This is a genomic window from Enterococcus montenegrensis, from assembly GCF_029983095.1.
Taxonomy (GTDB): domain Bacteria; phylum Bacillota; class Bacilli; order Lactobacillales; family Enterococcaceae; genus Enterococcus_C; species Enterococcus_C montenegrensis.
Genome location: NZ_CP120467.1, coordinates 863,844 through 889,049, shown reverse-complemented (window position 1 = coordinate 889,049; position 25,206 = coordinate 863,844). Strand labels below are relative to the sequence as shown.

Annotated in this window: 27 protein-coding genes and 2 pseudogenes; 5 read left to right on the top strand and 24 right to left on the bottom strand. The window is 37.6% G+C overall.

Going from position 1 to position 25,206, the window contains the following annotated elements; all coding sequences use genetic code 11:
• Positions 1-14: 14 nt before the first annotated feature.
• From atpH to P3T75_RS04245, 11 genes are all read right to left on the bottom strand, one after another.
• A complete protein-coding gene (gene atpH / locus P3T75_RS04295) occupies positions 15-557 on the bottom strand; it encodes an ATP synthase F1 subunit delta (RefSeq protein WP_206904947.1) in 543 nt (180 codons plus the stop codon).
• Positions 544-1,062 carry a F0F1 ATP synthase subunit B gene (gene atpF, locus P3T75_RS04290; RefSeq protein ID WP_206904950.1) on the bottom strand — a complete coding sequence of 173 codons (519 nt, stop codon included), beginning with the start codon at positions 1,060-1,062 and terminating at the stop codon, positions 544-546. The genes atpH and atpF overlap by 14 nt, the downstream gene beginning before the upstream one ends.
• Before the next feature lie 91 nt (positions 1,063-1,153).
• The gene (gene atpE, locus P3T75_RS04285) at positions 1,154-1,369 is read right to left on the bottom strand and encodes an ATP synthase F0 subunit C (protein ID WP_016171491.1); all 216 of its coding nucleotides are present in this window, start codon (positions 1,367-1,369) and stop codon (positions 1,154-1,156) included.
• Positions 1,370-1,460: 91 nt separating this feature from the next.
• A complete protein-coding gene (gene atpB / locus P3T75_RS04280) occupies positions 1,461-2,177 on the bottom strand; it encodes a F0F1 ATP synthase subunit A (protein ID WP_071865630.1) in 717 nt (238 codons plus the stop codon).
• A gap of 295 nt (positions 2,178-2,472) precedes the next feature.
• On the bottom strand, positions 2,473-2,931 hold the full coding sequence (gene smpB / locus P3T75_RS04275) for an SsrA-binding protein SmpB (RefSeq protein ID WP_206904952.1): 459 nt from the start codon (positions 2,929-2,931) through the stop codon (positions 2,473-2,475).
• 175 nt (positions 2,932-3,106) lie between these two features.
• Positions 3,107-5,482, bottom strand: a complete 2,376-nt coding sequence (gene rnr, locus P3T75_RS04270) for a ribonuclease R (protein ID WP_282462310.1) — start codon at positions 5,480-5,482, stop codon at positions 3,107-3,109.
• A gap of 3 nt (positions 5,483-5,485) precedes the next feature.
• Positions 5,486-6,235 carry an alpha/beta hydrolase gene (locus P3T75_RS04265; protein WP_206904961.1) on the bottom strand — a complete coding sequence of 250 codons (750 nt, stop codon included), beginning with the start codon at positions 6,233-6,235 and terminating at the stop codon, positions 5,486-5,488.
• 107 nt (positions 6,236-6,342) lie between these two features.
• Positions 6,343-6,579 carry a preprotein translocase subunit SecG gene (gene secG, locus P3T75_RS04260; protein WP_071865626.1) on the bottom strand — a complete coding sequence of 79 codons (237 nt, stop codon included), beginning with the start codon at positions 6,577-6,579 and terminating at the stop codon, positions 6,343-6,345.
• A 161-nt stretch (positions 6,580-6,740) separates the two neighbouring features.
• A complete protein-coding gene (locus tag P3T75_RS04255; protein ID WP_230709167.1) occupies positions 6,741-7,010 on the bottom strand; it encodes a GNAT family N-acetyltransferase in 270 nt (89 codons plus the stop codon).
• A gap of 1 nt (position 7,011) precedes the next feature.
• Positions 7,012-7,281, bottom strand: coding sequence for a (4Fe-4S)-binding protein (locus tag P3T75_RS04250; protein WP_206904966.1), 270 nt, complete (start codon positions 7,279-7,281; stop codon positions 7,012-7,014).
• A gap of 142 nt (positions 7,282-7,423) precedes the next feature.
• Positions 7,424-8,368 carry an alpha/beta hydrolase gene (locus P3T75_RS04245; protein WP_282462309.1) on the bottom strand — a complete coding sequence of 315 codons (945 nt, stop codon included), beginning with the start codon at positions 8,366-8,368 and terminating at the stop codon, positions 7,424-7,426.
• Positions 8,369-8,556: 188 nt separating this feature from the next.
• Here P3T75_RS04245 and P3T75_RS04240 point away from each other — a divergent pair, with 188 nt between their 5' ends.
• Both P3T75_RS04240 and spxB read left to right on the top strand, forming a co-directional pair.
• The gene (locus P3T75_RS04240) at positions 8,557-9,258 is read left to right on the top strand and encodes a TIGR00266 family protein (protein ID WP_206904968.1); all 702 of its coding nucleotides are present in this window, start codon (positions 8,557-8,559) and stop codon (positions 9,256-9,258) included.
• Positions 9,259-9,395: 137 nt separating this feature from the next.
• Positions 9,396-11,120 (top strand): pyruvate oxidase, encoded by a 1,725-nt coding sequence (spxB, locus tag P3T75_RS04235; RefSeq protein ID WP_282462308.1) that lies wholly within the window; start codon positions 9,396-9,398, stop codon positions 11,118-11,120.
• Positions 11,121-11,169: 49 nt separating this feature from the next.
• Here the strand turns inward: spxB and P3T75_RS04230 are convergent, their stop codons facing one another.
• The 9 genes from P3T75_RS04230 to P3T75_RS04190 all read right to left on the bottom strand — a co-directional run bounded on the left by P3T75_RS04230 (position 11,170) and on the right by P3T75_RS04190 (position 20,144).
• Positions 11,170-12,183 carry a branched-chain amino acid aminotransferase gene (locus tag P3T75_RS04230; RefSeq protein ID WP_282462307.1) on the bottom strand — a complete coding sequence of 338 codons (1,014 nt, stop codon included), beginning with the start codon at positions 12,181-12,183 and terminating at the stop codon, positions 11,170-11,172.
• Positions 12,184-12,510: 327 nt separating this feature from the next.
• A complete protein-coding gene (locus P3T75_RS04225) occupies positions 12,511-14,205 on the bottom strand; it encodes an oleate hydratase (RefSeq protein ID WP_282462306.1) in 1,695 nt (564 codons plus the stop codon).
• Positions 14,206-14,252: 47 nt separating this feature from the next.
• A complete protein-coding gene (locus tag P3T75_RS04220) occupies positions 14,253-14,378 on the bottom strand; it encodes a methanol dehydrogenase (protein ID WP_206904973.1) in 126 nt (41 codons plus the stop codon).
• 201 nt (positions 14,379-14,579) lie between these two features.
• The gene (locus tag P3T75_RS04215; RefSeq protein ID WP_282462305.1) at positions 14,580-15,971 is read right to left on the bottom strand and encodes a PH domain-containing protein; all 1,392 of its coding nucleotides are present in this window, start codon (positions 15,969-15,971) and stop codon (positions 14,580-14,582) included.
• 33 nt (positions 15,972-16,004) lie between these two features.
• A complete protein-coding gene (locus P3T75_RS04210) occupies positions 16,005-16,397 on the bottom strand; it encodes a GntR family transcriptional regulator (protein WP_282462304.1) in 393 nt (130 codons plus the stop codon).
• 104 nt (positions 16,398-16,501) lie between these two features.
• Entirely contained in the window at positions 16,502-17,440 is a 939-nt protein-coding gene (locus P3T75_RS04205; protein WP_282462303.1) for a siderophore ABC transporter substrate-binding protein, read from the bottom strand.
• Positions 17,441-17,473: 33 nt separating this feature from the next.
• A complete protein-coding gene (locus P3T75_RS04200) occupies positions 17,474-18,250 on the bottom strand; it encodes an iron ABC transporter ATP-binding protein (RefSeq protein WP_230709180.1) in 777 nt (258 codons plus the stop codon).
• On the bottom strand, positions 18,247-19,200 hold the full coding sequence (locus P3T75_RS04195) for an iron chelate uptake ABC transporter family permease subunit (protein WP_282462302.1): 954 nt from the start codon (positions 19,198-19,200) through the stop codon (positions 18,247-18,249). The genes P3T75_RS04200 and P3T75_RS04195 overlap by 4 nt, the downstream gene beginning before the upstream one ends.
• Positions 19,197-20,144, bottom strand: coding sequence for an ABC transporter permease (locus P3T75_RS04190; RefSeq protein ID WP_282462301.1), 948 nt, complete (start codon positions 20,142-20,144; stop codon positions 19,197-19,199). The genes P3T75_RS04195 and P3T75_RS04190 overlap by 4 nt, the downstream gene beginning before the upstream one ends.
• Positions 20,145-20,348: 204 nt before the next feature.
• Here P3T75_RS04190 and P3T75_RS04185 point away from each other — a divergent pair, with 204 nt between their 5' ends.
• The gene (locus P3T75_RS04185; protein WP_230709512.1) at positions 20,349-20,801 is read left to right on the top strand and encodes a MarR family transcriptional regulator; all 453 of its coding nucleotides are present in this window, start codon (positions 20,349-20,351) and stop codon (positions 20,799-20,801) included.
• Positions 20,802-20,949: 148 nt separating this feature from the next.
• Entirely contained in the window at positions 20,950-22,155 is a 1,206-nt protein-coding gene (locus tag P3T75_RS04180; RefSeq protein ID WP_282462300.1) for an MFS transporter, read from the top strand.
• Between the two features lie 150 nt (positions 22,156-22,305).
• On the opposite strand, the pseudogene P3T75_RS04175 reads toward P3T75_RS04180, so the two are convergent.
• Together P3T75_RS04175 and P3T75_RS04170 are read right to left on the bottom strand one after the other, a co-directional pair.
• Positions 22,306-22,410, bottom strand: a pseudogene (locus P3T75_RS04175) (hypothetical protein); the annotation flags it as partial.
• 134 nt (positions 22,411-22,544) lie between these two features.
• Positions 22,545-23,420: an SDR family oxidoreductase gene (locus tag P3T75_RS04170; protein ID WP_282462299.1), complete on the bottom strand. Its 876-nt coding sequence runs from the start codon at positions 23,418-23,420 to the stop codon at positions 22,545-22,547.
• Between the two features lie 125 nt (positions 23,421-23,545).
• On the opposite strand from P3T75_RS04170, the gene P3T75_RS04165 reads away from it, so the two are divergent.
• Positions 23,546-24,103: a TetR/AcrR family transcriptional regulator gene (locus tag P3T75_RS04165; RefSeq protein WP_282462298.1), complete on the top strand. Its 558-nt coding sequence runs from the start codon at positions 23,546-23,548 to the stop codon at positions 24,101-24,103.
• A gap of 341 nt (positions 24,104-24,444) precedes the next feature.
• On the opposite strand, the pseudogene P3T75_RS04160 reads toward P3T75_RS04165, so the two are convergent.
• Together P3T75_RS04160 and P3T75_RS04155 are read right to left on the bottom strand one after the other, a co-directional pair.
• A pseudogene (locus tag P3T75_RS04160) lies at positions 24,445-24,567 on the bottom strand (hypothetical protein); the annotation flags it as partial.
• A gap of 323 nt (positions 24,568-24,890) precedes the next feature.
• Positions 24,891-25,175 carry a hypothetical protein gene (locus P3T75_RS04155; RefSeq protein ID WP_282462297.1) on the bottom strand — a complete coding sequence of 95 codons (285 nt, stop codon included), beginning with the start codon at positions 25,173-25,175 and terminating at the stop codon, positions 24,891-24,893.
• Between the last annotated feature and the right edge of the window lie 31 nt (positions 25,176-25,206).

Here is a 25,206-nt window from a genome sequence, read left to right as displayed (position 1 = left end):
CTCTTTAATTAAACTTATCTACCAATCATCGATCGTAGTTGTTCTAATCGGCTTTTTACACTGCCGTCAATTACTTGATGGTTGGCTTCCACCACGACCCCGCCTAAAATATTGGGATCAACTTTTTCAACCAAATTTGCTTTTTTATAGCCCAATAAGCTGGCAATTTTTTCTTCTAATTGTCCTTTTTGCTCACTAGACAAAGTCACGGCGGTTGTCACCGTACCCAAAACTAGGCTTTGGGCTTCATCATAACGGCGTTCATATTCATCGATGATTAAAATTAAATCATCCATGCGATTATAACGGAAAACAACTTCTAAAAAGTTTTTGGTGATTCCGTCAAATTCGGAAACGATTTTGTCCATTAAAGCGCGTTTTGCTCCTAAGTTCAAACGAACATCACTCAGCATATTACCAAGATCAGGAATTGCTTCATAAACGTTTTTCAAACTAAGCAAATCTTGGTAGACAGCATCGGTAACCCGTTCTTCTGCCGCCAGCTCAAACAACGCTTTACCGTAGCGTTTGCCTACCGTGTATTTATCGAGTTTCATGGTTGCCCAATCCTTCAATATAGTGATTAATTAATGCTTCATGGGCTTCTGGCGATAGCTCTTTGTTCAAGATTTTTTCGGCAATTTGTAAAGAAAGTTCAGCTACATCGTCTTTAACACTTGTCATTGCAGCATCTCTTTCCATGGAAATATCACTTTTTGCCTTATCTTTCAAACGAGATACCTCTTCTTTGGTTTCGTTTAAAATATTTTGACGGCTGAGCTCGCCGCTGTCTTTAGCATTTTTGATGATTTCAGCTGCTTCGCTTTTGGAAGACATCAATTGAGTTTGACGTTCTTGTTCAAGCTTAGCTGCTTTAGTCCGGGATTGTTCAGCGGAATCTAAATCGTTAGCAATTTTATCTTCCCGTTTTTTCATCATGTCTGAAATTGCGCCCCAAGCAAAGTGCTTTAAAAGTGCAACTAACAATAAGAAAGAACCGGATACAACGACGATACTACTGATAGTTGTATTCCCGACTTCTGCTAATACAATATTTAGCATAAGCGTAAGCTCCTTTTCTACTATTTAAGGTTGCCGTATCATGGCAAAAAAGCAAAAACAGTTTGCATCCGTTTCTGCTTTTCTCGTGGTTTTAGCCCATGAACACAAGTAACAAAGCAATAACCACACCTAAAATAGGCACAGCTTCTACTAACGCAACCCCGATGAACATTGTGGAACGTAATTGACCAGACATTTCTGGTTGGCGTGCCATAGATTCGATAGTTTGTGAGATAACTTTCCCGTTACCATAACCAGCTCCGATAGCTGCCCCGACGATTGCGATACCTGCTGCGATAAAGTTCATAATTTTTTTCCTCCTAAATTATAAAGTTGAGACGACCGGATAAATGTTTTTGCATTTTGTCGTCAAACCAGTTGATAAATGTCTTTTGAATCTACTCTTCTGTTTCCAATTTGTGACCCATAAATACCATGGATAAGGTGACAAATACGTACGCTTGGATGGCGCCTATAAATAATGAGAAGCCAATCCAAATCATCTCTAATGGAATAACTACAGGAAGCGTTAGCCAGCCAACATTGTTTAACATGTCAACAATTAAGCCAAGCAAAACCTCACCGGCGAAAATATTCCCGTAAAGACGTAAACCCAGGGTAATGATGTTGGTAAATTCTTCGATGATCTTAATTGGTAGCAAAAAGGCCACGGGTTGTAAAAATGATACTTTAAAGTAACCTTTCAACCCAAATTTTTGCACCCCGAAGAAATGGGTCATCGCAATCATCATTAATGCCAATGTCAATGTCACAAAGGGATCCGCGGTTGGACTTTTCCAAAAAGTTGTTTCACCGACAACAATTTTCGTCACAAGACCAATCTCATTGGCGACAAAAACAAATAGAAACAAGGCAAATGATAATAAATGGAAGTTGTTCACTTCATTACTTGGGAGGTTATCTCCTAAGATACCGCGAACGAAATCAATTACCCACTCAATAAAGTTTTGTTTGCCCTTTGGTTTTAACTGTAAATTCCGTGTACAAACAAAAACTAGTGTAAAGACAATAACACACGTGATAAGTGTCATTAAAAGGATGGTGCCATCAAACCAGATGGGACCAATATTGAAAACGAGTGGTTTTTCTTTCAATATTTCTCACCTCTTTTCATACGTATGCTCCAGCTAAAAAAGCTGGTAAATAAGTGCTGCTAATGCTTTTGGCATGATAACCAATGGGTATCATACCACCACGGATAGAAAATTTCAAAAGATTTTCAGTAAGATTTGACAGTTTTAGCAAAATGACTAATAGAAATGTGTAATACCTATAATCAGTAAAACGAATCATTAACTAAAAAAGCGAAATTTGACACACCGTCTGAGTAAATGCTATCAAAAAGACCCAACTTTATAAAGCAATAGCCCCTGTTAAATGCAAATTTCTTCAATAGTTTTTTAAAACGCGGCTTATTTGTCTTTCTTGATCCTTACGTTTTAATGTTTCACGTTTATCATACTCTTTTTTCCCCTTAGCAAGGCCAATTAAGACTTTGGCAAAACCGTCTTTTAAGTAGACTTTAAGCGGGACTACGGTCATCCCGGCACTTTTCATTTCACCATATAAACGATCAATTTGTTTACGGTGTAATAAAAGTTTTCGTGTCCGCAGTGGATCGTGATTGAATAAATTGCCTTGTTCATAAGGTGAGATGTGGACATTGTATAAGAATGCTTCCCCATTGCGAACACGAACAAAACCATCTTTTAAATTAATGCGAGCATTGCGGATTGACTTAATTTCTGTCCCTTGTAAAACAATCCCGGCTTCTAACGTATCAATAATTGTATAGTCGTGGCGGGCTTTTTTATTTTGGGCGATCAATTTACCTTCGCCTTTTGGCATATAAGCCACCTCCTGTGCTTTTTTATTTATAAAGGCCGCTAAAATTTCCCCAAGAAAAAACATTGATCTGACTGCCTTAGCACTGTCAGAGCTTTCTAACAAGGTGCTGAGACATTCCTATAATCCTGCTTTCAATTACAGATAAGCCCAACGCCTTTGTCCCAACCGCTTTTCATTATTTATGTTTTTTCTTTTTGACTCCTTTATAAAACGGTTTTTTACCTTTTTTCTTCTTATTATTATTTCCTAAATCAACTTTTAGTTGACCTTTTTTATCACCGGTCTTAGCTTTAGTTGTAGAATTTTTCTTGCGGAAGTTAGCAGGATTCGTGATTTTTTTACCACCGCGATTTTTCCGACTCGTTTGTGGACGTGGTAATTGGGTAACTTCTTCTGCTGAAACCAATTCAAAATCAATTTCTCTGGTTTCAGGATTTGCATTGGTCACTTTTACCCGTACTTTTTGGCCAATTTTAAAAGTCATTCCTGTTCTTTCGCCAACGAGTGCCAGCTGTTGTTCAACAAAATGGAAGTAATCATCTTTTAAATTACTAATATGGATCATACCTTCAATTGTATTCGGTAATTCAATGAAGATACCAAATTTCGTAATCGAGCTGATAACTCCGTCAAAGTCTTCACCAATATGTGCTTGCATGAACTCAGCTTTTTTCATAGCGTCAACTTCACGCTCACACAAAACAGCCCGACGTTCCATATCAGAAGAATGATGGGCAATTTCTGGCAGCTTTTCTTGCCATTTACTTTGCATCTTTTTATCCGTAGTGCTTGCATAACTTCTAATTAAACGATGCACAATTAAATCGGGATAGCGCCTAATCGGTGAAGTAAAGTGTGTATAATAATCTGCCGCTAAGCCATAATGGCCTGCATTGTGTTCAGAATATTTTGCCTGTTGCATACTACGTAACAACATCATGTTCACAACCATTGCTTCGGGACGTTCTGCCACATCAGCAACAACTTTTTGCAAATCTTTTGGTGTAATACTTCCTTTAGTATGTTTAACTACCATCCCCAAAGCGGCAGTAAAATCAAAGAAGCGTTGCAATTTTTCTTCTTTTGGATCTTCATGAATACGATAAATAAACGGCAAATGCAACTTATTATAGTGCTCTGCTACTGTTTCGTTGGCTGCTAGCATGAAGGATTCAATTAAACGTTCCCCAATGCCGCGACTCCGCAAAACAATATCTTTGGGATGACCATCTTCATCTACTAAAACTTTTGCTTCGCGATCTTCAAAGCTAACCGCTCCTCTTTGTATCCGGCGTTGTTCCAAGATATGGTGTAACTCCGCCATTTCAAAAAACATCGGTACTAATTTTTCATACCGTTGGGAGACTTCTGGGTCATGATTTTCAATAATCGCGTTCACTGCCGTATAGGTCATTCGTTCATTAGTTTGGATAATACTTGGAAAAATAGCGTGTTTGACAATTTTCCCACTTGAATCAATCTCCATTTCACAACTCATAGTGAGACGAGGCACGTGCGGGTTTAGAGAACAAATACCATTTGACAGCCGTTGGGGAATCATTGGAATAACGCAATCGGTTAAATAGACACTGGTCCCTCGCTCATACGCTTCTTGATCCAGCGGGCTACCTTCTGTTACATAATACGAGACATCTGCGATATGCACACCTAAGAAAAAATTACCGTTTGCTAATTTTTTTACAGTAACTGCATCATCTAAGTCCTTTGCATCTTCGCCGTCAATTGTCACGATCAATTGGTCGCTGCGATCAGTCCGCTCTGGAAAATCAGCAGGGTTGATTGTTTCAGGTACTTTGTCTGCTTGGGCTAAGACATTAGCTGGAAAACTGGTTGGAATGCCATGGCTAATAACGATGGATAAAATATCCATGCCTGGGTCGTTTTTGTGGCCGATAACTTGTTTTATGATACCTTCAATGCTAGTCGGATAGCCTTTTTCTGGGTAATGGGTAATCTCCACAATGACAATACTGCCGTCTACTGGTTTAATACCCTCAGCAGCAACTAAAACTCTTAGGCCGTTAAAATTTTTATCCTTTGGTTTCACGCTACCGTACAAATCACTTTCTGCGATTTCACTTTCATCAAATAACGTGAATTCACCCACGATTTGTTTGACCGCCCGTTGTCTAATTTCAACGACTTGCCCTTCGGCACCACGATCAGAAAAAGGATCAGAGACCTTCACAATATCAATGGCAACTGTATCGCCATCCATGGCAAAACCTGTGGCTTCTTTTGGAATAAAAATATCATCTTCTTCAGGATCGATGGTCACAAAACCAAATCCCCGCTCATTGGCGCGAAAAGTCCCCTCCACCAATACTTTTTGAGGTGGTAATTTAATTTTACCTTTTTTATTAAAGACAATAGTACCTTCTCGTTCCATCACAGCGATTGTCTGGATGAGCACTTTAAAATCGTTACTTTTTTGCAGCTTTAAACCTTCGGCAATTTCTTCGGCAGAAAAACTTTTCTTATTACTTGTAGCTAGAAAAGTTAAAATCTGCTCTTTGATTGTTGCTTTCATTTTCTACCTCTTTTCATTTAGCTTAGTTAAGAAGTGGATAACATCTTTTTCAAATTGTTGGTGCACCGGATCAACGGTAATGACGTGACCACTTTGGGCGTACCAGTCCAATGTTACATCTACTTGTCTTAATGCTGCGGCAGTTTTATATGCCGTTTTTGCATCAATCATTTCATCGGCACCGCCTTGGGCCAAGTAAACCGGCACCTGTACAGAAGAAAGATTTTGACTAACTCGCGCTCCTAGCGCTTCAATATTTTGCAATTGTTTATTTACTAGTGGTCTTAGCTCACTTAGCTTTGCTGCTAGTATATCACCACTAATTTTTTGACGTTGATAAATTTGTTTAGCATATAATAGGAAGTTTTCTTCGACATTATTTTCTGTTTTAAATAAAGGCGAGCAAAAAGCACCGCCTGCTACAATCTCTGGGTAGCCTTTGGTTAATAAGTCCATGGCAAAAATTCCACCCATCGATAGGCCAAAAACAGCAATTTCTTCAAAGCCTTCTTTAACTAATGTAGAAAAAGCATTTTCGGCATCTTCTTCCCATCTTTTAAAATCTGTCATTAAAATTTCTTTGGGCTCCATAGTACCGTGCCCCAAAAAAAGTGGTGCATAGACAGTATAGTTTTCTTTTTCCAATGCTCGTGACAGCATTCTGACGTCATTGGGACTGCCAGAATATGCATGAAAGAGCAAAACAGCTTTCTTTCCTTTTTTTGTAAAAAATGATGCTGGTTTTTTTTCCACGATTTCTCACCTCAATAGCCCAATTTTACCATAAAAACAAAAGAAGGCTGAAACCTGACGCTGGATACGCCATGAGTTTCAGCCAAAAAATGATCGGTTTTATCCGTTTATTTTGATGATAAAAAGGCTAATACAAATAACAAAATTAACCAAATAGCGCCCAAAACTGCTGTTGTACGCTGCATCACGGCTTCAAAACCGCGGGCTTTTTGTTTACCAAATAATTGGTCGGCACCGCCGGTAAAGGCACTGGCTGCACTATTTTGTTTGCTCGGCTGCATCATGATAGCGATAATAATGATGATTGAAAGCACAATCACTACGCCTAATAAAAAATTATACATTCGCCGCTTCCTCCTTAAATACAATTCATCTAGTTTACTTTAGCATAAATACTGCTAGATTGCCACAAGGAATAGTTTTAAAAAAGACTTTAACCTTACCTCCTCCACCTAAAAACAGCACAACGAAGATAACCTTCGTTGTGCTGTTTAATAGGTAAAGATTATTTGCGTAATACGTCACCGTATTCTGGTTTTTCAGCAAATTCTTTTTTGGCAAATGGGCATAGTGGAATAATCTTTAAATCATCCCGGCGTGCACGTTCTACACCATGCAATACTAATTGTTCAGCAATTTTTTGGCCACGATATGCTGGGTCAACAAAAGTGTGATCGATAATCATCATATTATCAGCAGGTGACCAAGTCATTTCACCAATTTCTTTTCCATCGTCATATACTGCAAAGCGGTCTTTTTCTTCTTTAAATTCCATTTTAAACATCCTTCCGAATAAATTTTAATGCCCCTGTCGGACATGTATTAATAACGCGTGCATCTTCATCGGCGCTGGCATTGTCTGCTAAAATCCACGGTCTGCGCCCGACTTCAAAGACTGCACCATTTCCGCGAACACAATTGCCAACATGGGCACAAATGTCTTTGTTATAATAAATATCGATATCTTTGCCGGAGTACTTACGATACCCATCAGCAACTAGCATTTCTTCTGTGACTTCTTGGCCACCGATTTTATTACCTTCCATCTGATTGCCTCCTTTAATTTAAGTGTCGCTACTCTAATTAATGCGTATTAATCAGAACTATAACCACTTACATTTTATCAGTAGTGTCATTTTTAGACAAATAATTATCCTTTTAAAAAGATCCTGTCACTTTTACGTTACACTACCCTAAATTTTTTTCAATAAATGACCAAATTGTCTGCCAATAAGCTTCAGGCTGTTCTTTTTTAGCTTTTAAGTGCCCTACTCCTGCAAAAATTTTAAGCTCTTTTTTATCGGCGGTGGCTTCCATTAAGGTAACCGTTTCTTTCACTGGAATAAATTGATCTTCTTGGCCATGAAGAAACAAAACTGGCAAATGATTGCTCCCCAACTGTCGGCTGACAGATGCCTCTAGTAATGAATAGCCATTCCTTTTTTTGGCATATTGATTTGCCAGCCCCATAAAGCGATTAACCGGATAGTTGGTTAAGCGGTGGAGTTGATATTTAAATGCACTATAAACGGAAGTGTAACTACTGTCGGCAATTAATAGCTTTACTTGAGGCGGTAATTTTTCCCCACTGGCCATCAATACCGCAGCCGCTCCCATCCCTTCACCATGTAAGATGATTTCTGCTTGTGGGTTATTTTCTGTAATTAAATTAATCCAAGTAATTAAATCTAGACGGTCTAACCACCCCAGGCCGATAATTTTGCCACTGCTGCGGCCATGGGCTCTAAGGTCTGGGACTAAAACATTATACCCTGCTTCAAAATATGTTTTAGCTTGGGCTGACATCTCATCAAAGCCCGTGCTCCGATAACCATGGACACAAATGACCCACCGGCTACTATCTTGCAAAAAAGTTGAAGCCACTAATTTTTCTTGGTCAAAACTAAGTGCGCCCCATTCATATTCAGTTAACCAAAAATTGTAAAGATCATCAGTAGGCTCTTCTTTTTTTGCATCTGGATTTAATGACGGCTGTCCTTTTGACAAATACCAATGATTGTCTCTTTCGACAATGGCATCGACAAAAAAACGCGCCCAACGCCTTAAGTAATGGTAATAAAACAGCAACCCAATTACTATTATTCCTAAAACTATTCCAATAATCATCAACATCCACGTCACCTATTTCTATCTAAACTCAACAATTCAGCTGCCCACATAAACTTTCTCTTTGCATTTAGTTTATCATTTCAAAAATCAAACCACCATAAATAACCCTCTTCTTTGTCAGAAGTTAACTTTTTGCCCAAAAGCAAGTTTGTCATATAATAATAATATGAATGAGGAAAGAAGGTTAGCAAATGAAATACAAATTAAGCTCTACTTCGGTTTTTCCCTTAGTGGATATTGCACTACAAGAAGGTGAAGAAGTTCAAATCGAACCAGGTTCAATGGTTTATCACAATGGTTTAGTTACACTAGAAGGTCACATGAATAGTAATGGTAAAAAAGGAATCGGCGGTATGATGAAAGCCCTTGGTCGCTCATTGTCCAGTGGTGAAAGCTTCTTTATTACTAAAGTAAAAGGAGATGCAGAGAATGCCCAAGTTACGATTGCGCCTTCGACTCCTGGTACTATTCGAGAATTGCCAATTGGTCCAACACAATGGCGTTTAAATACTGGGGCCTTTTTAGCCAGTGAGAGTAGTGTCTCTTATACGATGCAACGTCAAAAATTAGAAGGTGCCTTATTAGGCGGTACTGGTGGTTTATTCGTTATGGAAACCGCTGGTGAAGGGATGATGCTGATCAATGGATTTGGCGATCTCGTAGAAATCACTATGGATGGTAGTCAACAGTTTGTTGTTGATAATGAGCATGTCTTAGCTTGGAGTAAGTCCCTTGATTATCACATTGAATTTGCTTCTGGCACTTTTGGTTTTAAAACAGGTGAAGGGCTAGTGAATCGCTTTTCTGGTCAAGGAAAAATTATTATTCAAAGTCGAAATATTGAAGCTTTTGCAGGCTTAATTGCGCCTTTTATTCCCACAAGCAGTAATTAAGTAAATGATTGCAGGCGTTTTACTTACTTTGAGTAAGATTATTGGTAATTTTTTTTAATTGGCGGTAACATAAAGACAGGTCAATAAAACGAGCGTTCTTTAAAGCGCGCGATATAAATAAGAAAGAAGTGTTTAAAATGACAAAAATCAATGCCGGCGTCGCAATGTTAAAAGTCATGGAAGATTGGGGAATTGATCATTTATACGGATTACCTGGTGGTTCCTTCAACTCCACAATGGATGCTTTATTCGATGAACAAAATCATATCAAATATATTCAAGTCCGTCATGAAGAAACTGGGGCACTAGCTGCTGCAGCTGATGCAAAAGTAACTGGCAAAATCGGTGCTGTCTTTGGTTCTGCGGGTCCTGGTGCAACACATTTGATCAACGGTCTATATGATGCCCAAATGGATCACGTCCCTGTTTTAGCCTTACTTGGTCAAGTTGCATCAACAGCTATGAACACCAACGCTTTCCAAGAATTAAATGAAAATCCAATTTTTGCAGATGTTAGTGTTTACAATCGGACGGTTATGAATGCTGAAAGTTTGCCATTTGTAATCGATGAAGCAATTAAAGCGGCTTATCGCCACAGTGGTGTCGCTGTCGTTACTATTCCCGTTGATTACGGCTATGCTGAAATTGAAGACAACTTCGTTTCAACGGCTGCAACATATCAAACTGCAACAATTCAACCAAATGAAGCCCAATTAAAAGCTGCCTTGCCACTAATTAAAGAAGCAAAACAACCTGTTTTATATATCGGCCAAGGAGTTCGCGGTGGCGCCGATGTTGTTAAAGCTTTTGCTGAACACTTTAGTATGCCGGTTGCAGCCGCAGTTTTAGCTAAGGGAATTATTAACGATGACTATGAAAATTATTTAGGCTCTGCTGCACGTGTAGCAACTAAACCTGCTAATGAAGCCTTGCTTAGTGCTGATTTAATTATTTCAGTTGGTAGCAATTTCCCATTTGGTAACTTTATGTTCAACAAAGGCGCTAAATTCATTCAAGTAGATATTGATGGTTCAAAATTTGGACGTCGTCATGATGTTGACGTTGCGATTTTAGGTGATGGTATTTTAACTTTACAACGTTTAACTGAACTTGGAGAAGCGCGCTCTGCTGACAATTGGTACAAAGCAAACCAAGAAAATATTAAAAACTGGCATAATTGGCGTCGTAGTTTCTACGATGATGCCCGCAAACCAATGCGTCCAGAACCCGTTTACAAAGAAATTAATCGAATTGCTGAAGATGACGCAATTTTCGTTGTTGATGTCGGGAATGTTACGACACATTCCGTTCGTCATTTGGAAATGAACGGCAAACAACAATTTACAACTTCTGGTTGGTTTGCTACGATGGGCTATGCGGTGCCAGGTGCAATTGGTGCTAAATTAAGTTACCCAGATCGTCAAGTCTTCACAATCAATGGTGATGGTGGTTTTGCTATGAATATGCAAGATATCATCACGCAAGTAAAATACAAATTACCAATCATTAACGTGATCTTAACGAACGATTCACTTGGTTTCATTGAAGCAGAACAAGAAGAAACCAATAAAGCAATCTTTGGTGTTGATTTATATGACGTTGATTTTGGTAAAGCAGCCGAAGCAATGGGAGCAAAAGGCTTTACAATTACAGACTACGATCAATTAGCCCCCGCTTTTGATGCGGCAAAAGAAAGTGATCGTCCGGTTGTTATTGAAGTGAAAATTGCAAACGATCGTCCATTCCCGGTTGATGCAATGGAACTTGATCCAAATAACTTCTCAGCAGAACAAATCAAAGCATTCAAAGAACGTTATGAAATTCATGACATGCCAAACTTAGCTGACTTATTAAAAAAGTAAAGTGAACAAAAAAGCAGTAGCGAAATTTCGCTACTGCTTTTTTTACGTTTTAAGCAAGCGTAATAATCCAACCTGCCGGCGCCTTTTTATCACCAAATTGAATGCCAGTCAATTCATCATATAATTGTTGTGTAACGGGTCCGACTTCTTTTTCAGAATAAAAGATGTGAAAATCATCCCCAAATTGAATACCACCAATCGGTGAAATAACCGCGGCCGTGCCGCAAGCCCCAGCTTCTTTAAAACGATCCAAGTTATCCATTGGCACATCTTCTTCTAAAGCTTCTAATCCCAAGCGCTCTTTTGCTAGATACAATAAAGAATATTTGGTGATACTTGGTAAAATCGATGGTGATTTTGGGGTTACAAACTCATTTTCTTTGGTAATTCCAAAGAAATTGGCAGAACCGACTTCTTCAATTTTTGTGTGCGTTTCGGGATCTAAGTAAATACAATCTGAAAAGTTACGTTCTTGTGCTTTTTCGCCTGGTAATAAACTAGCCGCATAGTTACCACCAACTTTGGCAGCTCCGGTTCCATTTGGCGCAGCCCGATCATAATCAGAAACAATAAAATTCGTTGGCGTCAAACCACCTTTAAAATACGCTCCCACCGGCATACAAAAAACAGTAAAAATATACTCTGGTGCTGCGTGAACACCAATATTTGGTCCCACGCCAATTAATAATGGACGAATATATAACGTACCACCAGTACCATAAGGTGGCACAAATTCACGGTTTGCTGCCACAACTTGTTTAATTGCACCAAGAAAAAGCTCTTCTGGTACCTCAGGCATCAACAAGCGCCGCGCACTCCTATTCATGCGGGCACTATTTTGATCGGCTCGAAATAAATTTACTTTTCCATCTTTTCTGCTGTAGGCTTTTAAACCTTCAAAACATTGCTGACCATAATGTAAGGCAGTAGAGCCTTCGTGGATGGGCAAATATTCATCTTCTGTTAATTGACCGCTGTCCCACGCGCCATTTTTCCAATGGGCGATAAAACGATAAGGTAATTTAATATAATCAAAACCCAATTCATCCCAGTTTATTTTCATGCCAAACCACTCTCCTTTGACCTATTCTTAAGGTGCTTTTTGCTATGGTACAACACTTTCAGGATTTTGTCATGAATTTTTTGAAAATTTCAACAATTACCCAAAAATAATAAGCCCAATAGGAAAAGCTGAAGGAATCATAAAACAGAGCCCTTTGAAAGACCAGACAGCGCTAAAACGCTCCAATCAATGTTTTTCTTGAAAAAAAAATACTACTTTTAGACAAAAAAAGAATCTAAGCAGTGCCCACCTTGACACTACTTAAATTCTTCTTACAGGTTTCATGTTTAAAGCTTTTTCAGCAAAACTTAAACGCCAACCCCACTTTTATTCAAACATCTTTTTAGCGGCTCGTAATAAAGTTGGTAAATCCTTGTCGTAACGCGGTGTTTTAACCAAACGACTCATTGGAATACCTGCAAAATGGAAAGCCGCAATTTCACCAGAGCGTACAGCACTTTGTTCTGTGAAAATCATTTGGTAAGGTTGTTCCACAAATTCACCCGTGAAAGCCAAGTTGGTACTGTGTTTAGGAATTACTTTAGGACGGTCAACTTTCGCCCGATTGTTAAATAAAGCCGAAGCATAAGGCATATAGACAGGGATATTATTAATGATACTGTCCAAAATTTCTGCTTCTCGTTCTTTAATATTGACCGGACCTGGATCAACTTTTGATAGTTGACCAATCAATTCTTGCGCCATTTCTTTGCCTGTCATTTTAATGTATTGTTTATCGACAAATTCACCTCTGCGGCGTGGATATAAGAAGTAGCCCCAAATTACGGTTTCATTTGGTTTTTGCGTCGTAAAATGCGGTTGATGGTGGACTACAATCGACATATTCACATCCACTTGATTTAACGGCGTAATCGGAGTTGTTGATAAGAAAGAATTCAAGGCATTACCAGGTTCTTGTGTAGTAATTCGCGCAATCTCATTTAATAGCAAATGGTCTTTTGTTGTCAATGTAAAGCTGACCCATTCACTAGCGTCACGATCGGCAAAAAATTTATCTGGATTTCCAAGATTATAAAAACGTTCAGCCGCTTTTTTCCAAAGACTAGAAGCTGCACCATAATCCATATTTTCAACAGCCGGAGTAGTATAGTCACCCATTGTAGCCGCATCGGTAATCGAACCATTCGTGAAAATGACCGCTGTATCGTCATCGACTGGGACAAATTCTTCTTCGTTGGTTTGAGTGTTTAGCATGTGCAGACCAGTAACAGTAATTTCATCTTGCATTGTTGTTTCTTTAAATTCCCAATCTGTTACCAAACGATCTAAAACAATGGTAACTCCTTGATCTTTTAAATAGTTGATTAATGGTAACATGATACTTTCATATTGATTGTAGCGCGTTCTATTCACCCCAACTAAATGTTCAATTTGAGTGAATTCATAAATCATTTGATGCATGTAACGACGTAATTCTTGGGCTGAGCTTTTTGTCCGAAAAGCAAAAGTAGTCTCCCACATATACCAAAAGTTTGTTTCAAAAAATGTCGGTGAATCTTTGAAATATTCTGCGATCGTCACATTATCCAATTTTTCTTCTTCTGAGTCTGGCATAGCAATGAGTTTTGTTAACAACATTCTATCTTTATTGCTAAAACCTAAATGGCCCCCATCGATAATCCCTTTGCCACCTTGCATCAACCGTGCTTTGTCAAATGTACGATGTTTGGCATCAAAATCACGCGTATCTTCTGCAGCAGTCATATTTTCTTCTGTCACTGATGGCACGCGTTCTAAAAGATCCATCAAATCAACATACGTCCGATAATTCAACATCCGACCACCACGGGCAATATAACCTTTTTGATTTTCTAAAGGGTGGTTTTTATTCCAATATTCATCGGTTGCATCTTTTAAGGGTGAACCATCATTTGAGCCATGATCATCCAATGAATAAAAGGTAATTTTATCGCCTGACCATTTTCCTTCTTGAATTAAATAAACCGCAGCCGCCATATTAGCAAGTCCGGCACCAATCATAATCGCTTTGTTTTTTCTCATCGTAATTCCCTCCAATCAAAACATTACAGCAGGTAAAGTGCCTCCTGTTATGCTTCAAATTCGTCATACAAATGACTATCATCTTCAAAAAAGCCTGTTTTCTTAGCAATATAGGCAACCCCAAGGGATAAAACTGCAACCCCAATGCCTAAACGTAGTAATCCTTTTTTCATCATTGTCACTTCCTCTCACTGAAACTTTAAACCGGTCATTTTTCCTCTGATTTAAGAATAGCCCTGAAGATTTCATTGTGCAAAAATAAACTACTTTTTCACCTTATTTTTTAGACATTTTTTACTCATTGTCCAAAAATAAAACTTTTAAAAGTGCCAATATGAATTCCTTTACACAAAAAAAGCGCAGACCTCTTTTGTCTACGCTTTGCTATATGATTGAAGTTTCGTTACTAATTTTTGATAGAGTTGTTTGGTTTTCTGTTCTTCTTTAAAAGTGAAGTAATAATCACGATTTTTAGTTGTAATCTTTAAAAAAGGCAAAGAACGGTTGTCTAAATAAAGGGTCGCCTTTTTATCAGCAACCATGTAATAACCAGTACTGTAATCCTCACCACCGTAACCGCTCGTACGCTCTACTGGACTTTTTAATTTGTCAACCAAGGTCACCTGTTGAATATCGGCTAATTTGACTTCACTAGTAGCAGCAAAAGGCGCCTTTAAAACTAATTCATCTTCTTTTAACGCTGCTTGAAAAGGATCTTTGGTAAAATCCATCAAATAAATTGGAATTAAAGTAGCAAATAATACGCCCACTACCAAGAGGACAATTGCCCCCATAAAAATTTTACCCATCGGTCTACCTAAATTCATGGTCATATTCAACCCAATTCGGTCCGGTAATAATAAACGATGGTCGCTTTCATTAATATAGACACCAAAACGCCAGTACTGATCTTCTCCTTGATAGCGAAATTCTGTCACTTGGCTTAAAAGTGCATCTTGTTTTTTCCGCAGTGAAATTAAATAGGCCACCAGTAAAAAACTAAAGCCAACCACCAGAATTAAAAGTAGCCAAACCGTGATTTGGGCCCAAAGTCCACTTAATTGACTCGCAAAAAAGGGCATTACTAAGGCAACTAAGATACCATAAGCGCTGCCAACGGCAACAACTGACCAGTCATGCTTAGTTAAATCGTTATATTGTCGATTAATGGCTTCATCCTTCGTTGGTGCAGAGACGGGCAAACGTTTCACGCTGTACAAAAGACCTGCAGAAATCAGCCCTCCAACAACCAAAGAAATCGATAAAATCACAGCATTATCATTTTGACTTTTCAACATGATTAAAGCTAAGACAACAGACAAAATAAAGGCAGGGATTAAATATTTAAAACCAAGCATTTTTCGATTTTTAGTCTGAGTTAGCTTGGTATCAACCAAAATAGGAGTTACTGGTAATTGCCACCCTTTTTTTGCTTTCAGTTGCGCCATTTGACGAATATAAAAAATCTCGGTCCCATAAAAAGCACCCATGGGAATAAGCAGTAACAGCCAAAATAGAGTCATTAAAAAAGATTCATACTGTGTCAAAAACATCGTAAAATTCAATAGACTAAAAATCCCTGCAATCTGCCATAAACGCAACCGATACTTTTTGGTTAAAGCCTTGACTTCTTGTTTTTCCAAGACTTCTTTTGGCAATGTATTTTCCAAAATAACATTTTTGTGGGGTTTAGCTGCGAGTCCCAATGAAAAAGCCATAATGACATTCACAAAAATAAGTACCCCAATTAAAATCACAACAAGCATTTTTCATTCCTTCTTTCTATTAAGCAGATAAAGCTAGTCTTTTTTTTCCTCCAGTTCTGGAAAATTCGACCAGATATCAGCAACAAACGTTTGTAATTCCACTTCTTTTAGTTGGTGAATTTTGGCTTCTGCTAATAGCTGTGCCAATCGTTTTTTTAAGTCTGTTTTGTCTGTCTCTTGGTAAGCTTGCGGCAAAGTCACAACGGAGCCTTTTCTGCGGTCGGTAATTAAATAGCCCGCTTCTTTTAATTGATTGTACGATTTTGAAATCGTCATCGTATTAACGCCTAATTCGTCTGCCAATTGTCGTACCGTTGGCAAACTTTCACCGATTGCAAGTTCGCCAGTTGCGATTCCCATAATTATTTGCTCGCTTAGTTGCTGGTAAATTGGAATTTCAGAACGTGTGTTGATCTCTAATAACATGCCCTCACCCCTTTGTATTATAAATTATAATACAAACGATACAAATTCGCAATAATAAAAGCGCACCTTAGTTACAATCACTAAGATACGCTTTTTGAAGAGTATTAAAAGGCTTGATTGACATTTTCAAGCATGCTTTTAACAGACTCTAAACCTGAACCTGCCAGATACCAAACGCTTGGATCTAAACTAATAACCTTTTGATTTTTGCCAGCATCTGTTTGTTTCACTAATTCATTAGCGGCAACGTTATTTTGACTATCATCCCCACCAATTGCCTTCGTGCGATCTACGACAAAGATAATTGCAGGATTTTTTTCCAATACATATTCATAAGAAACATTTTGTCCATGGGTTGAAGCTTTGATTTTATCATCAGCTTCTTTAAAGCCAAAGGTATCATGGACAATGCCAAAACGAGAACCTTTACCATAAGCTGAGATACTGCCTTCATTTGCTAATAATACCAATGCCTTTCCACTAGTAGAGGCTTTTTTATGTGTGGCATCAATTTTTTCTTGTAACAAAGCAATTTCTTTTTTCGCTTTTGCTTCTTTATCGAAGATTTTAGCAATGGCGTTTATTTGTTTTTGAATCGAGCCCCACGTATCGTTATTATCCGTTGAAAAGAAAATTGTGGGCGCAATTTTTTCTAAATCTTTTTGAAAATCTTGTTGCCGCCCTGAAATAATAATTAAGTCGGGCTTTAATGCGTTAATTTTCTCCAGGTCTGGTTCTTTAATTCCACCTGCAGATTCAACTTTTTTATAGTCTTGTAAGAAATCAGGCAAGTTATCTGTTGCAGCACCCACTACTTTATCGCCAACACCTAAAACATTCATCGTATCTAAAGCACTATTGTCAAAGACGACTACTTTTTTTGGCGCTTTGGGCACGGTTATTTTGCCATTAGCATCTTGAATTGTCACTTCACTCTTATCTTTTGCAGCCGTTGACTCTTTTGTATCGGCACTACTATTATTACTACATCCGGCTAATACCAACATCACCGTTGCTATCACCATTAAAACTGTTTTTTTCATCATATCCTCCCAAAAAAAGTTATTGATAAGCGGTTAACCGCTAATATCTGTTGCGTCAAAATACATGCAGACTCGTTTTCCCATCAACTCACAAACCCGTACTTCCATTTCATAAAGCTCACCTAAAACTTCAGAAGTAATGACTTCTGCGGCTGTCCCTATCTTGAATAATGCACCGTCTTTCAAGGCGACGATGGTATCGGCAAAAGCGGCAGCAAAATTAATATCGTGAATAACTAAGAAAATCGTTTTATTTGTTTCTTTTACTAATTTTTTTAAAAGGCGCATCATCTGATTAGCATGGTTCATATCTAAATTGTTTAATGGCTCATCTAATAAAATATATTCTGTATCTTGTGCTAAAATCATGGCGATATAGGCTCTTTGTAATTGCCCGCCAGATAAATTTTGCAACTCAGCTGCCGAGAGATCTGTCAAAGACATGGCAGCAATGGCCGCAGATACAATTTTTTTATCTGCTTCATTTAAACGACCACGACTATACGGAAAGCGACCAAACGCGACTAATTCGGCTACTGTTAAGCGTGCTTGAAGTTGATTATTCTGCTTTAAAATGGCCAGTCGTTTGGCTAATTCTTTGGAATGCCATGTTCTGATTTCACCATTATCAATAAAAAGTTCTCCGCTAAATTCACCTTGCAGGCGGCTCATAATACTTAACAAGGTACTTTTGCCGGCACCATTGGGACCGATAAAGGCAACGAGCTCACCTTTAGGAAGTTGGAGTTCAATTTTATCTAAGACAATTTTTTGTTGATACACTTTACTTACTTCTTTAACTTCAATCATGCCTTTTTCCTTTCCAAAATAATTTTAATGATAAAAAATAATCCCCCAATAAATTGGATTAAAATGCTGATTGTCGTTTTTAAGCCAAATACTTGTTCTAATAAAAATTGGCCGCCAACTAAAAAGATTACCGCAATTAAACTGGCTCCTACAAAAAGCTGGCGATGGTTTTCCTTAGGGAAGACTTCATAGCTAATGGTTGCAATCACAAAACCTAAAAAGATTGTGGGGCCTACTAAAGCCGTAGCAATTCCAGTAGCGGCAGCAATCAAAAATAGCAATACCTTTTGTAAAAAAGCAACCGAAATCCCTAAATTGACAGCTAGATCGACTCCTAAGTGCAAGGCATCTAACTCAGGGGTAAAATACCAGAAAAACCCGACAATGATCAGCAATAATCCTGCGCTGATAACTAAATGATGGCTTGAAACATTACTAAAACTAGCAAAAAGCCGTCCTTGCAATAAATCATATTCATTTGGATCCATTAAAACCTGCAAAAAAGTACTAATACTTGAAAATAAGCTTGAGGCAACCATCCCCACTAGTAAGAGAGTAAATAAGTCTTTTCCTGATTTTCCTAGAAAAAAAACAATAAAAACAACACTGAGTCCTGCCATTAAGATAATGTTCAATAAAAACAATCCCGTTGACTTTTCTGCCAAGAGATTCACACCACCTAGTAGAAAAAACAAGCCTGTTTGCACCAGTACATATAACTGATCAATTCCCAAGATACCAGGGGTTAAAAACTTATTTTGCGTCAATGTTTGAAAAGTAATCGTGCTAACTGTGGTTAAAATCGCAACTAAGATGAAGGCTAAAAGCTTCTTTCCTCGCAATTCCAAGGCAAAAGACCAATTTCCATATGTCCCATAACTTAGATATAGTCCTACTAAAAGGCAGGCTAAAAGCGTTAGCAATAGAACTTTTATCCCATAAATTTTCATGCAAATTTGCGCCTCCTTATAATTAACGTTAGAAAAATAATGCCACCAATCACCCCGACGACAACACTAACCGGCAACTCGTAGAGGGCAATTAACACGCGGGCCAATAAATCGCAAATTAATAAGAAGTTTGCACCGAAAATGGCAGTAAAACCCAAAGAGTGATTCAAATGATCTCCGAAATACCACGTCACAAGATTTGGCACGACTATCCCTAAAAAAGGGATACTGCCGACCATGATTAAAACAACACTCGAGCCTAATGCGACTAAGCCCAAGACGCAAAACTGCATTAATTTAACATTCACTCCTAAATTTTGTGCCAAATCATCACCTAAACTTAACACCATAATTTGTTGTAACAACAAAAAAATAATGATAAACACCGGGATCGTTAAATAAATCAAACGATAATCTTCTTTCATAATTGTCGCAAAATTTCCTTGTAACCAAGAAGACATATTTTGCACCAACTGAAATTGATAGCCAAAAAAATTGGCAAGTGCACCAAGCACATTACCAAACATCATGCCTGTTAATGGAACGATTAATGGGTTATTTTTTGGCAATAGCCGGGTCAAAAATAGGAAAGCTAAAACACCAATGTAGCTAAAAATAAAAGCAACAAAGGAACGTTGCAAGATACTACTGTTGGGCATAAATAACATGACTAGTAAGATTCCAAAACGAGCTGAGTCCATCATGCCAATCGAACTCGTAGAAACAAAACGATTTTGTAATACCTTTTGCATCACAAGACCACAAACACTTAGCATACTTCCCGCTAAAACAATACTGACAGTCCGAGGTAAACGCGTTTCTTCTAAAAGAAGCCATTGGCTCTTGGTTCCAGCTATCAAACCAGTAAGGTGCATTTCTCCCACACCAATAAAAATTGAAAACAGACATAAAATGACAAGTAAAAAGATTCCTATTTTTTTCACATGCACAATCCTAACTATCTAATTGATAATGATTCTCACTCGCAATTAACTATACGCAATTATCTTCAAAATGACAATAGAAAATTGATGTTTTTTTATCGTTTTTTTCAACCTTTTATTTTTCTCTTTTAAATCTTTTACGTTGGTACCGATAAAAAACATGCTATACTTACGCCAGAACATATTTTATTGAAGGTGAAAATTATGCAGCGTCAACAAGTACTGATGGGTCAACTGATGGATTTAACGAATGAATTAGTTTGGCTCAATCGACCAGAAATGCAAAGTGCCTTAAAAGGGTATAAACTAAACGAAATTGAGTTGCTTGAAAAAATCGGATTACTCACTCATCCCAACGTGACCAAGTTAGCCAATGCTACTTATATGACCCGCGGTGCCATTAGTAAACTAACTAAAAAACTAATGGAAAAAGAGTTAATCACCAGTTATCAATTACCTGAAAATAAAAAAGAAATCTATTTTCGTTTAACAACTCAAGGAGAACACATTAACCAAACCCACCAAATGCTACATCAGCGCTTTGCCAATCGTGATAAAGAAGTTTTTACGAATATGACCGATGAAGAATTTGACACTGTTTTTCGTTTTATCGGCCGCTACCGTGAACACTTGAAAAAATTGCCAAAATCCCGCTAATTCCCTAGCTTACTCTAATCAATAATTTGTAAAAGCCACACACTTGAAAGTAAATCATGCGTGTGGTTTTTTTGTTGACAAAGAAACATAAAAGTTTTACACTCGTTTTTGTTAACAAAGAAACAAAATTACATTGGAGGAAATTTAGATGAACCACTCTTATTCAAATAAACATGCATTAATTTTTGGTTTTATTTCAGTCTTTTTAACCGGACTAGGCCTAACGATTGTAAATCCAGTCTTACCATTTTTAGTCGCACCTTATGTTAAGGTTAGTCAACAAGCAAGCGTTGTAACATGTTTAGCCGCAGCTTATGCAACCGCGCTGTTTTTAGCAGCGCCGATTTTAGGTGCATTAAGTGATCACTTTGGTAGACGCCCGATTTTGATTATCAGTTTAATTGGGGCTGCCATTGGTTATAGTATTTTTGGTGTCGGTGGCTCGTTATGGCTATTGTTCTTAGGACGCATCATTGACGGCATTACCGGCGGTGAAATTGCAGCGATTTTCGCTTACTTTGCCGATATTACGCCCTTTGAAAAACGAACACAATATTTTGGCTGGATTAGCGCCATTGTAGGTATTGGTACCGCACTAGGACCAGTTATCGGCGGCTTGTTAGCTAATTTTGGTAACAGCACCCCATTTTTTGTTGGGGCCGCAATTAGCTTATTGAATGCAGCTTATGGTTTCTTTTTTATGCCTGAAAGCTTGTCACAAGAAAGAAGAAGTCAAAACATTTCTTTTCAAAAATTGAATCCGTTAAAGCAATTGCTTACAATTTTAAAGTTACCCATCATTAATCGCCTTTTATTTACCGCCTTTTTACTTTGGTTACCTAATGGCGGCTTGCAGGCAATTTTTTCACAATTTTCAATCGATACTTTTGCTTGGAAGCCGACAATTATCGGTCTGATATTCTCGCTGATCGGTATTTTAGATATTCTATCTCAAACCTTTATTATGCCTTTACTTTTGAAACATTTTTCCGATCAAAAAATTATCTCCTTGGGTATGATAGCAGAAATTTTCGGCTATCTCTTTATTGGTAGCGCCTATCTTACCCATCAGGCAATCATTTTTGTTTTAGGCATGATAATTTTTAGTTTAGGCGATGCTATCTTTGGCCCTGCATTTAACGGCCTGCTGTCAAAATCTGCTGATGAAAATACCCAAGGACAAGTACAAGGTGGTGCCCAAAGCATCCAAGCTTTGGCACGGATTATCGGTCCTATTGTTGTTGGGCAACTTTATCGCTTTAGCCACGTAACCCCTGCTGTTTTAGGCGTTGTCTTTATCGCTTGTGCGCTAATCTTTCTACGACAAATAAAAATACCGCTTCCTGTTAAATAAGAATTAGAAACACCTATAAGAAAATCTGAGTATGAAGCAGACAGAAATCAACTTCTTTAAAATGACTATTCGTGTAGAATTTTATATTTTTGCATAGAGACAAAAAAAGACCACAGACAAAACTGTCTGTGGTCTTAAACTAAGCAATAATTATTTGTTTTTCAAGTTGTAGAATGCGTTAACGCCTTTGTACTCAGCAACTTCGCCTAATTGGTCTTCGATACGTAATAATTGGTTGTATTTAGCAATCCGGTCGGCTATACCTGATAATTTTTTCCACCATAAGTTTAAAAAGGTTAACGTTCTCAAAAACACAGAAAACTTTTATGTTAGAATTGAACAGAAAACTAACCTAAAAGATCTGTGTCCACTAAATCATCCTAACACCACTATTTAGTGTAATCGTCTGCGTCAGTAGACCATGATAATGTTTTATTTTCTTCTAGAGCATGAATTCGCGAGATTAAGCTAGAATGAATTTTTTGAAATGCGTCACTACCTAAGACTATTCTTAACGGAGGAGTATCGGTTTGTGTAAGCGATACAATCTTTGTCGCCATTTTTTGGGGATCCCCTGCAATTGTTTTAAGATAAGAATCAATTTCTGCTTGACTTGCTCCAGTTAAGCCATTTTGCATGATATCCGTAATTTTTCCTGTCGGCGTATTATCGTAGGCAGATAAACGATCGCCAAAAGCACCATTTCTACCAACAAAGTTAGTTCTTATACCGCCAGGATCCACAATTGTTACACGAATATTGAAGGGAGCAACTTCTTGTGACAAAGCCTCAAAAGCAGCTTCAACAGCCCATTTTGAGGCACTATACATTCCCATTGCAGGTGTAGAATAATGGCCAGCCATACTTGATATTTGTATGATTTGTCCACCACCCTGTTTTCTAAAATGAGGAAGAAAAGCTTTTGCGGTTCTCAAAGAGCCAAAAAGATTGATTTCAAAAACGTCTTTCATTTGCCGCTCAGAAATTTCTTCGATAGCACCATACAAACCATATGCAGCATTGTTTAGTAAAACATCGATCTTTCCAAGATCATTAAATGCCGCGTTTACAGTACGCTTTACATCATCTTCATCGGATAAGTCTAATGAACTTTGCCAAAGCTGATCACCATATTGTTTTTTCAAGTCGTCAAAAGCACCCTCTTTTCTGGAAGTAACCGCAATCCTGTCACCATTTTCAAGTAATTGTTTAATTACAGCTGTTGCAAGCCCACCTGTAGCACCAGTTATAAACCAAGTTTTCACAATAAAATCACTCCAATATCGAATTGACGTTTCAGTTGTAACGCCTTGTGATTTGTAGTATAGTTTTTGCTATTGAAATAAGCAATTCTTATACACAGCGATGTTACAGAACGGGAGGCTTTGTTATGTCCAATTCATATAATGAAGAGCAAAAGGAACTTACAAGAAATTCTATTTCTCAGGCTCTCATATTGCTCGCCAAAAATAAAGATTACAACAAGATATCAGTTAGCGAGGTAGCTAATAAAGCTGGTGTTTCTAGAATGGCCTTTTACAGAAATTACGATAGCTTAGAAGATGTAGTAAAATGTCAGATTAGGGAAATCAATAACAAGTATAGAAATAGTCTTACTGAAGAGGACGTTGATAATTTTAATTTGACACGGATATATTTTGAAACTTTGCGGCAAGAACAGGATTTCTTTATCACAATATTTAAATCAACTTCGGCAATACTCATTCTATCTGAATTAGTTGAATTTCTAGAATCATTCTCTGAAAAATTGGTATGCAATATAGAATGTTCACCAAAATATCGATCGTATAATATCAAGTTCCTTGCTGGCGGCTTATTTAATGTTATCAGAAGTTGGTGTAATGGCGGTATGATTGAGAGTGCTGACGAAATGGCTTTGCTGATTTGTGACCGTATTTCAAGTCATATTGTCGGTGTTAGTAGTTGATGGGATTTGTCATAACACTAACGATTTTCTTTTATTCAACTACAGCCTAACACGCATAGGGTTTTACTTGCGCAAATTTTCTTCAACGAAATGGCAAATAGCTTTTCCAGTCAACTAATGTTGAGATTAATCGTGCTTGCTTAATAGCCTTTTTTATATTTTTTAACTCATCTAGTTAATACGCAGGTATGACTAACTTGGCACCTTTTGTACTTAGCAATACGTGAAAACTGGCAGTACGCAAAAATTGGTATCCTTAATAGCCTAAAATAGCAAAAAAGCCTATGAGAAAATTCTCACAGGCTTTAAATTGCTTCAATTCACTAATTAATTAGCAATGATTATTTGTTTTTCAAGTTGTAGAATGCGTTAACGCCTTTGTATTCAGCAACTTCGCCTAATTGGTCTTCGATACGTAATAATTGGTTGTATTTAGCAATCCGGTCAGTACGAGACAATGAACCATCGAATAACGTTGCTTCGCAAGTTATTCCCTTTGATTTCACCAGCGGTTTGTTGCAACAGCACTTAAAACTTTCTTTTGCTCTTCTTCTCAATAAATGCTGATAAATCAGCATTTTCAATCGAGAAACTATAAATACTGGTCAGCTATCTACAATCTTTAGGTTGCATTTCTTATGTCTCTAGCATCTTATCAAACGATGTCTAGATTTTCCAGTATATAATAGTAGAAACATAAAAATTACTGTTTCTACTTTGCAATACTGGAAACTTGTGCATAACTAATTAATATTTTTTATATTAGAGATTTGAACATTCCAAGTAACTAGTGAATAAATTTTCTCTTATTTTTAGGAATTAAATCTATCAATAAGATTGCTGAAGGATAATGTTTTTGCATATATTCCACAGCCCCTAATACATGTGAATCTTCAGAAGCATACAATTCGTCCTTTAATTGCCCCATATCTATTTGAATACTTCCACTTAGAAAATCAACTGCATCCATAAATTCTTTATTTTTGTGGTAAGTATCGTAAAAATCGGCAAGCTGTTTACAAGTAACTACTCCATTTATCGTTAGCTCGATTAATGCTTTTTGGATATTCAAACTTATCTACTCCAATCAATAATATAGACTC